Genomic DNA, 8,150 nt, shown 5'->3' on the forward strand with positions numbered 1-8,150 from the left:
CGGCAGCCGCTCGGGCGCCTGCGCCCGCTGCGCGTTCACACGCGCGAGAGCGCACTGCCCTTGTGCGCCGCGATGTGGTCGCTCTTGTCGCTGCGGATCTCGTACTGCGGGTCGTCCTCGCTGGCGCGATGGGTATGGCCCTTGTAGTCAAAATCACGCGTGTGCACGGCAATGATCTTGCCCGTCACGTGACCCGCCTCGGAATTCCAGCGGACGTGGTCGCCCACCTTGAATTTCGCGCTCATCCTGTCCTCCTCCTGCGTCGATGCCGCACCCCCGGCCATGACCGAGACCCTCCATCCGTGCCTGCAGTGCGGCGCCTGCTGCGAGCATTACCGCGTCGAGTTCTCCGTCTATGAGTTGAGCGGCATGGGAGGCAGTGTGCCCGAGGCGCTGGCGCACGAAGTCAGCGGAAACCGCTGGCGCATGAACGGCACCGCCGCACATCCGGTGCGCTGCGCCGCGCTGGTGGGGCAATGCGGACAGTCGTCCACCTGCAGCATCTACGAACACCGGCCGCAGGCCTGCCGGGATTTCGAGATGGGCAGCGAGCGCTGCGCCCAGGCGCGAGCCGCGCACGGGCTGCCCGCGCTCGCCGGGGCGCCCGAGGAGGCACCGGGCGGCCACTCCTGAGCCGGGCTGCCTGCGACCCTCAGTGCAGCGCCCGGCTCACTGCTTGGCAGCCTCGATCTGCGCGACGATGCGCACCCGCTTGGCAAAACCCATGTCGGCCATGTAATCCACCCCGAAATCCGTGCGGTCGATGGTCGCCTCGAAATCCTCACCGCAGACCTCGCGCTTGAGGATCGGGCTGTCGTAGCAATTGAACTGGTTCGCCTTGAAGGTGACCGGCTGGGTCTTGCCCTTGATCGTCAGCCGGCCCGAGACCGAGACCAGCCGGTCGCCCTCGAACTGCAAGCGGTCGCCGACGAAGCGCGCCTGCGGGTGGCGCGCCGCATCGAAGATCTCCGCGCTTTGCAGGTGCTTCTCGAACGAGGGCACGCCCACGCTGACCGAGGCGATGTCCAGCGTCACCTCCACCTTGCCGGTCCGCGCGGCCCGGTCGAGCTCTACCTTGCCCTCCACCTTGTCGAAGCGCGCGCGGATCATGCTGGCGCCGAAGTGGTCGATCTCGAAGGTCGCGAAAGTGTGGTCGGGGTCGGTTGTGTAGTTCGCCGGCTCGGCGTGCAGGCCGGGGGCCGCCATCAGGGCCAGGGCGGTGGTCAGGGCAAGGGCTGCGGAGCGTGTGCGCATGGTCCAATCCTTTGCAAGAGACAGTGATCGAAGGCGGACGGGATGGGCGCTCGTGGCCGGCCCACCGTCCGAGGAATCCCCGCACTCTACGCCGCAAGGGCCAGCGCTGCACGCACGGGCATGGCAGCCCAGTGCCGCTCCAGCGGATTGACGACGCAGGCATGTCATCATCGGGGCCCATGCCCCGACCCTGGCGTCGCGCCCCTCGTCCATGAACCACACCCCTGCCCACTCCCCCGTCGTCTACGGCACCGAAGACGTGCTGGTCTCGCTGTGCAATTCCGTCACCCGCGTCCTGTCGGTCGCCACCCAGGGCGCGGTGCACTACTCCGGCATGGTCCAGCGCATCACCAAGACCTGCCTGAAGCCCGACATCGGCTGCTTCGTGCTGTTCGATGGCGGCTTCTCCGGGCTGGTGATCATCAATTTCTCCGCCGCGGCCGCCATGGAAATCTACGAACGCTACATGCTCAGCATGGGCATGGCGCGCGAGGATCTGGCCGCCTCCTTCACGTCGGACGAAGTGAGCAACGTCATGGGCGAGCTGATGAACCAGGTTGTGGGCGACTTCACCGGCAAGGTGCGGCGCGAACTGCAGACGCACATCACGCAGAACCAGCCCAAGATGCTGGTGCTCAACCAGCAGGTGGTGCTGAGCGTGGACGCCAACCTCGACCAGCCCGAGGCTCGCCGCGTCACTTTCTATACCGCCAGCAACAACATCTTCTACTTGGAGCTGGCGATCGACCGCACGCAGTTTTTGAAGCTCTATGACTTCGAACCCCAGGACGCGCCCGATCCGGATGCGGTGATGGCCCAGGTGGCCGGCGCCGTGGATGCGCCTTCTGCCGCGCCGCCCCCCGCAGGGGACGACGACACCGACGCCCTCCTGCGCTCGCTGGGCATGTAGGCATCCGCCACCGCGCGCTTCACAACCGATTTTTCGGCTGCGCGGCCCCCGTCCTACGGGCGCTGGGCGCTCCTGCCGACCCGGCTTCTGCAGAAGCCGCCTAGCCTGCAGGCTCGTCCATCCTCCCGAGGAGATACACCATGCCGCAGGCAGCCTGGAGCGACAAGCGCGAACGCCAGTACGAACACATCAAGGACAGCGCCAAGAAGCGCGGCGAGAGCACCAAGCGCGCCGAGGAGATCGCCGCGCGCACGGTGAACAAGGAACGCGCCCAGCATGGCGAGGCCAAGACCGCCAACCCCAAGACCTTGAAGGACACGCCCGCGCCGGTGCGCGGTGGCCGCCGCTCGCACACTGGCGCCCAGGGCCGCACGCGCGAGCAGCTGTACGAGGAAGCGCGCAAGAAGAACGTCCCGGGACGCTCGAAGATGAACAAGGCGGAACTGGAGAAGGCGGTGGGCGGCTGAGCCGGATCGAACGCCTTCTGTTCACTCTCCAGCTACCGGGCCGGGTCGAGCCCGGGCGCATACAATTCCCGTCTTCCCCGGAGGCTTGGGTGAGTGGTTTAAACCAGCAGTCTTGAAAACTGCCGACGGGCAACCGTCCGTGAGTTCGAATCTCACAGCCTCCGCCAGGAGTTGGCGAAACAACATCCAGGCACCACTCATCTCTACCTGCTGCAGACGTAACCACTACCATGTCGTGGACCCATCGCGGGACGGGGCAAGAAATCGCTTCTGCAGTGGGGCACATCATGTGCTCCATGACCGCCACCGCTCACGACGCCCCACCCTCCCCCATCAACGAAGCGCTTGGGCTCGCCGCCCAGGCGCTTTTCATTTCCAGCCCCAACCCCCGGGTGGGATGCGTCATTACCGGCCCAGACAACAGGCGCATCCTCGGCCAGGGCTTCACCCAACAAGCGGGCGGCCCGCACGCCGAGGTGATGGCCCTGCGCGATGCCGCCGCCCGGGGCCACGACGTTCGCGGCGCTACCGCCTACGTCACGCTCGAACCCTGCGCGCACCGGGGCCGGACCGGCCCTTGCTGCGATGCCCTGATCGAAGCCGGCATCACCCGCGTCGTCGCTTCCCTGGCCGACCCGAACCCGCTCGTTGCCGGCCAGGGCTTCGCCCGCCTGCGCGCTGCCGGCGTCCAGGTGGAAGTCGGCCCCGGTGCCGAAGCCGCACGCGAACTCAACCTCGGCTTCTTCAGTCGCATGGTGCGCGGAACGCCCTGGGTGCGCATGAAGGTCGCTGCCTCGCTCGATGGCGTCACGGCCCTGTCCAGCGGCGCGAGCCAGTGGATCACGTCTGCGGCGGCGCGTGCGGATGGGCATGCATGGCGTGCGCGGGCCTGTGCAGTATTGACCGGCATCGGCACCGTGCTGCACGACGATCCGCGCCTGGATGTGCGCGAGGTGAAAACCCCGCGCCAACCACGCCTGGCGGTGGTCGACAGCCAGTTGCAGACCCCCGCCAGCGGCCGCCTCTTCGACGTCCCGGGGCGCGAATTGCTGATCTACACCGCTGCTGCCTCCGATTCACCGGCGGCGCAGCCCCTGCGCGAGCGCGGCGCGACGGTGGTCTGCCTCCCCGGCCCCGCGGGCCAGGTGGATCTTGCGGCCATGTTGCGCGACCTGGCGATGCGCGGCGTGAATGAGCTGCATGTGGAAGCCGGCCATCGCTTGAATGGCGCGCTGATCCGCGATGGGCTGGTGGACGAGCTGCTGCTGTACCTTGCCCCCAGCCTGCTGGGTTCCGGCGGGCGCGGCATGGCACATTGGGGACCACTGGGCACACTGGCCGAGCAGCTGGCGCTCGAGTTCCGCGAGCACGAGCAAGTGGGGCCAGACCTGCGCATCGTGGCGCGGGTCGCCGGACGCGCGGATTTTTGACGGCAGGGGGCGCATCGACGCACCCACCCCGCCGGCCGCTGTCGTCCGACAAGCTCCTTGCCCGCAACGAGGCTATAAAACTGCAACCCCTTGTGTAGCCAGCCTCTTGCCCGGTGCCCGCCCCATGCGCGATTGCGACCCTGCCGCCCTGTCCCGCTCTGCCGCCTCCTCCAGCAGGCCGCGGCCCCATCGATGGCTGGCGGTCGCCCTGGCCCTGGTGTGCAGCGGCTGTGCCGGGCTGCCCAAGGAGGTGGAACGGCCGGTATCGGTGGCCCTGGATGTGGCGCGCGGGCCCACGGATCTGTCGGCACTGGTCGAGCGGCAGCGGCGCGCGGTCGGGGCGCGGGGAGTCAGTTCCGGTTTCATGCTCCTGAGCGGTCCTCAGGAAGCCTATGGCAGCCGGCTTGCCCTGGTGGAGGCCGCGCAGAAGACGCTGGACCTGCAGTACTACGCCATCCATGCCGATGCCAGTTCGGCCCGCCTGCTGCGCGGAGTGGTGGACGCGGCGCGCCGGGGCGTGCGCGTGCGCATCCTGCTCGACGATTTCCACAGCACGGGGCGCAACGCGCTGGTGATGCGCCTGGCTTTCGAGCCGCACATCGAGATGCGGATGTTCAACCCGGTGGCCGGTCCGCGCGACTCAATGCTGGGGCGTCTGTGGGGGTCGCTGACCGATTTCTCGCGCGTGCAGCAGCGAATGCACAACAAGCTGTTCATCGCCGACAACGCGATGGGCGTCACGGGCGGGCGCAACCTGGGAGACGCCTATTTCGGCCAGGGGGCGGGCGAGAATTTCGTCGACCTGGACGTGCTCGCCGCCGGCCCGGTCGTGGCGGAGCTCTCGCGCAGCTTCGACCAGTACTGGAACAACCCGCGCGCCTACCCCGTGCAATCGCTGGTCACGCGCAAGGAGCTGGAGCAGCTGCAGGCCCAGATCCAGGAAGCCGAGGGCGGCGCTGCGGCAGGCGATGCGCCGGCCCTGCCCCCGCCCGCCCAGGACCCGGAGCAGCAGCGCCGCGCCCTGCAGGCATGGAACGAGGAGCCCCTGGACCTGGCGAACGCGCGCCTGGTGTGGGCACCTGCGGCCGTGCTGGTCGATCAGCCTACCAAAATTGCCCTGGAGGGCGAACCCGGGCCGGCCGGCGGCGAGCCTGCCGGCCCGGATGCCACGGCCGCCTTGCAGGGCGGTGCGGACGCCGAGGACACGGTGGTCGACGGCCTGCTGCAGCTGATGGCGCGCACGCGGCGCGAGCTGCTCATCATCTCGCCCTATTTCGTGCCCGGCGAGGACATGAAGCGGGCCTTCGCCGAGGCGCGCCGGCGCGGCGTGCGGGTGCGCATCCTGACCAACTCGCTGGCCTCCAACGATGCGCCCATCGCGCATGTGGGCTACGCGCGCCACCGCGAGGAACTGCTGGACCTGGGGGTCGAGCTGTATGAGCTGCGCAGCGAGCAGGCCGGACTGCGCACGGCCTTCGGCAGCTCCGGCACGCCGTCCGGGCCGCAGCGCAGTGGCAGCAATCCCGGCAACGATGGTGCTTCGGGCGGCGCCACCGGCGCTTCCCGGTCGATGCTGCACTCCAAAGTCCTGGTGGTGGACCGCCAACTGCTCGTGGTCGGCTCGATGAACCTGGACCTGCGCTCACAGCTGCAGAACACCGAGGTGGCGCTGCTGATCCGCAGCAAGCTCCTGTCGGAGCAGGCGGCGCGGCAGATCGAGGCGGCCATGCTCCGGGGTTCCTGGCACGTGCAGCGCAGCGAGGACGGAGCGCTGCTGTGGCGCGCACCGGAAGGCAGCGGCCTCGATGACATGAAGCACGACCCGGACAGCAGCCTCGGGCTGCGCCTGCTGCTCAGGCTGCTCGGGCCGCTGGCACCGGACCACCTGCTCTGAGCAACAGCGCGCACAGCCACGCGCCGATGGCCTGCTGGTCGGTCAGCGTGCGCACCTCGTCGAAGGCGCGTTGCGCCTCGGGGTAGCGGCGCCGCAGCAGGTTCAGCCACTGCTTGAGCCGTCCCGCGCGCTGGGGCGGATCCAGGTCTTCGCAGACCATCTCCCAAAACCGTTCCAACTGCGGCAGCAACTCGGCCCACGCCAGCGCAGCAGCGCCCCCCTGGCCGCGGTCATGCGCCCGGATGGCAAGCGCCAGACCCGGGTCGGCGACCATTCCACGCCCGAGCATCAGTGCATCGCAGCCGCTCAGTTCGCGGCAGCGCAGCGCGTCCTGCACGGTCCAGATCTCGCCGTTGGCGACCACGGGAATGCCCACCGCGTCGCGGATCAGCGGGATCCGGTCCCAGTGCGCGGGCGGACGGTAGCCGTCGGCCTTGGTGCGGGCGTGCACCACCAACTCGCAGGCGCCGCCGCTCTCCATGGCCTGGGCGCACTCGCGCGCCAGGCTGGCGTCGTCGTAGCCCAGACGCATCTTGGCGGAAACCGGCAGATGGCGCGGCACGGCCCGGCGCACCGCCGCCACCACCCGGGCGATGCGTTCAGGCTCGCGCAGCAGCGCCGCACCGCCCCCGTGGCGGTTGACGGTGCGCGCCGGGCAGCCGAAATTCAGATCGATCCCCTCGGGTCCCAGCTCGGCCAGGCGCGCGGCGTTCTCGGCCATGCTGACCGGATCGGAGCCCAGCAGCTGCGCCCGCACCGGCACACCCGCGAGCGTGCGGCCGCCGTTGCGCAGCTCGGGCAGGAAGCGGTGGAACACCCGCTCCGGCAACAGGCTGCCCGTAACACGGATGAATTCCGAGACACAGCGGTCCACACCACCGACGCGCGTAAGCACGTCACGCAGCACGAAGTCGAGCAGCCCCTCCATGGGGGCCAGCAGAAGCGTCACGGCAACAGGGGCAGGGAACGGCCCGGGCGTGGCTGGGTGCCGGGCGCGCTCAGTTCAGGGAGCGCTTCAGGCGCACTTCCTCGATCTTCACGCCGCCGATGATGGCGGTCTTGGCGGTGGTCATCTCGCGCTTGAAACCGGCGAGCTCATGAAAGCGCAGCGCGCGCTCGTTGCGCAGCGGCACCCAGGCGGTCACGGTGGTGCAGCCCTCCTCGGCCAGGCCGTCGCGTGCCGCATCCCACAGGGCGACCCCCACGCCCTGGCTCCAGTGCGTAGGCGCGGCGTAGATGGCCCAGATCTCGCCCGTGGTGGGACGGGTCTTGGCATCGCGCGAACGGTCGAAGCCGACGAAGCCGACGATCTTGTCGCCGTCGACCGCCACCTGGACCTGGGGCTCGCAGTACTCGATGGCCTCGCGCCAGTAGGCCTGGCGCTTTTCCACCGAGGACATGGCTTTCAGCTGATCGTCTGGCACGAGCCCGCGGTAGGCCTCCAGGGCGGCGGCAGTGTGGACCTGGGCGATGGCCTTGGCATCGCGAAGCGTGGCAGGGCGAACCTGGATACTGGACATGGAAGAACGAAAACGGGTGACAAGGGAAAACCCGGTATTTTCGCGCAAACGGATACAAAAGCGCCAGGGGGTCCGGTTGGCGCACACGCCACCGGCCATTGCCGCCGAAACTGGACGAGGCGCCCTGGCATGCGCTATAGGTGGCGCCTGCCACGCCGGCCAAGCCGCAGGACCGGCTACATGAGCCGCCGCAGCATCCCCATGACCCGATCGAAGCGCGCGCCGTAGGGTGGGTACAGCAGGTGCCCCATGGACCAGCGCGACTGCGAGAGCACCGCCTTCTGGTGGCAAAAGCGCAGAAAGCCCTGCTCGCCATGGTAGGCGCCCCAGCCGCTGTCGCCCACGCCGCCGAAGGGCAGGTTGTCGTGCGCGATGTGCATCAACGTGTCGTTCACCGAGACGCCGCCACTGACCGTGCGGCGCAGCACGTCGTCGCGCACGCGCTCGCTGCGCCCGAACCAGTAGAGCGCGAGCGGACGCGGGTGGGCGTTGATGTGGGCGATGGCGTCGTCCAGGCGCTCGTAGCTGAGCACCGGCAGGACCGGCCCGAAGATCTCCTCCTGCATCAGCTGCATCTGCGCAGTGGCGCCGAACACCAGCACCGGCGCCATCTGCCGCCCGATGCCGTCGCCGATCGACTGCGGGGGCGGCGGCGGCGCGCCCGGTGCCGGCTGC

At 69.2% G+C, this 8,150-nt stretch carries 10 protein-coding genes and 1 tRNA gene; 6 read left to right on the forward strand and 5 right to left on the reverse strand.

The genetic code is table 11. The features are described 5' to 3' along the window. Positions 1 to 35: 35 nt before the first annotated feature. Positions 36 to 245 carry a hypervirulence associated TUDOR domain-containing protein gene (locus A612_RS10465; RefSeq protein ID WP_019374436.1) on the reverse strand — a complete coding sequence of 70 codons (210 nt, stop codon included), beginning with the start codon at positions 243 to 245 and terminating at the stop codon, positions 36 to 38. Between the two features lie 37 nt (positions 246 to 282). Between A612_RS10465 and A612_RS10470 the strand changes: the two genes are divergently transcribed. Further along, positions 283 to 633: a YkgJ family cysteine cluster protein gene (locus A612_RS10470; RefSeq protein WP_019374437.1), complete on the forward strand. Its 351-nt coding sequence runs from the start codon at positions 283 to 285 to the stop codon at positions 631 to 633. A 36-nt stretch (positions 634 to 669) separates the two neighbouring features. Here the strand turns inward: A612_RS10470 and A612_RS10475 are convergent, their stop codons facing one another. Then, entirely contained in the window at positions 670 to 1,254 is a 585-nt protein-coding gene (locus tag A612_RS10475; RefSeq protein WP_019374438.1) for a YceI family protein, read from the reverse strand. Between the two features lie 211 nt (positions 1,255 to 1,465). On the opposite strand from A612_RS10475, the gene A612_RS10480 reads away from it, so the two are divergent. From A612_RS10480 to A612_RS10500, 5 genes are all read left to right on the forward strand, one after another. Next, positions 1,466 to 2,164 (forward strand): DUF3334 family protein, encoded by a 699-nt coding sequence (locus A612_RS10480; protein WP_019374439.1) that lies wholly within the window; start codon positions 1,466 to 1,468, stop codon positions 2,162 to 2,164. A gap of 140 nt (positions 2,165 to 2,304) precedes the next feature. After that, a complete protein-coding gene (locus tag A612_RS10485) occupies positions 2,305 to 2,631 on the forward strand; it encodes a hypothetical protein (protein ID WP_019374440.1) in 327 nt (108 codons plus the stop codon). A 79-nt stretch (positions 2,632 to 2,710) separates the two neighbouring features. After that, positions 2,711 to 2,798 (forward strand) — tRNA-Ser (locus tag A612_RS10490). 129 nt (positions 2,799 to 2,927) lie between these two features. Further along, complete coding sequence (ribD, locus tag A612_RS10495) at positions 2,928 to 4,061, forward strand: bifunctional diaminohydroxyphosphoribosylaminopyrimidine deaminase/5-amino-6-(5-phosphoribosylamino)uracil reductase RibD (RefSeq protein ID WP_040436609.1); 1,134 nt, start codon at positions 2,928 to 2,930, stop codon at positions 4,059 to 4,061. Between the two features lie 124 nt (positions 4,062 to 4,185). Then, on the forward strand, positions 4,186 to 5,955 hold the full coding sequence (locus tag A612_RS10500) for a phospholipase D family protein (RefSeq protein ID WP_040436607.1): 1,770 nt from the start codon (positions 4,186 to 4,188) through the stop codon (positions 5,953 to 5,955). Here A612_RS10500 and A612_RS10505 read toward each other — a convergent pair. The 3 genes from A612_RS10505 to A612_RS10515 form a co-directional block, all read right to left on the reverse strand. Continuing rightward, the gene (locus A612_RS10505; protein ID WP_051001491.1) at positions 5,915 to 6,883 is read right to left on the reverse strand and encodes a tRNA dihydrouridine synthase; all 969 of its coding nucleotides are present in this window, start codon (positions 6,881 to 6,883) and stop codon (positions 5,915 to 5,917) included. The genes A612_RS10500 and A612_RS10505 overlap by 41 nt on opposite strands. Positions 6,884 to 6,953: 70 nt before the next feature. Beyond that, on the reverse strand, positions 6,954 to 7,475 hold the full coding sequence (locus A612_RS10510) for a GNAT family N-acetyltransferase (RefSeq protein WP_019374444.1): 522 nt from the start codon (positions 7,473 to 7,475) through the stop codon (positions 6,954 to 6,956). 176 nt (positions 7,476 to 7,651) lie between these two features. After that, positions 7,652 to 8,150, reverse strand: a 499-nt coding sequence (locus A612_RS10515) for an aldehyde dehydrogenase family protein (RefSeq protein ID WP_019374445.1), incomplete at its 5' end; no start/stop codon positions are given.

The organism is Melaminivora alkalimesophila (assembly GCF_000282995.1).
In the GTDB taxonomy this organism is placed as follows: Bacteria; Pseudomonadota; Gammaproteobacteria; order Burkholderiales; family Burkholderiaceae_C; genus Melaminivora; species Melaminivora alkalimesophila.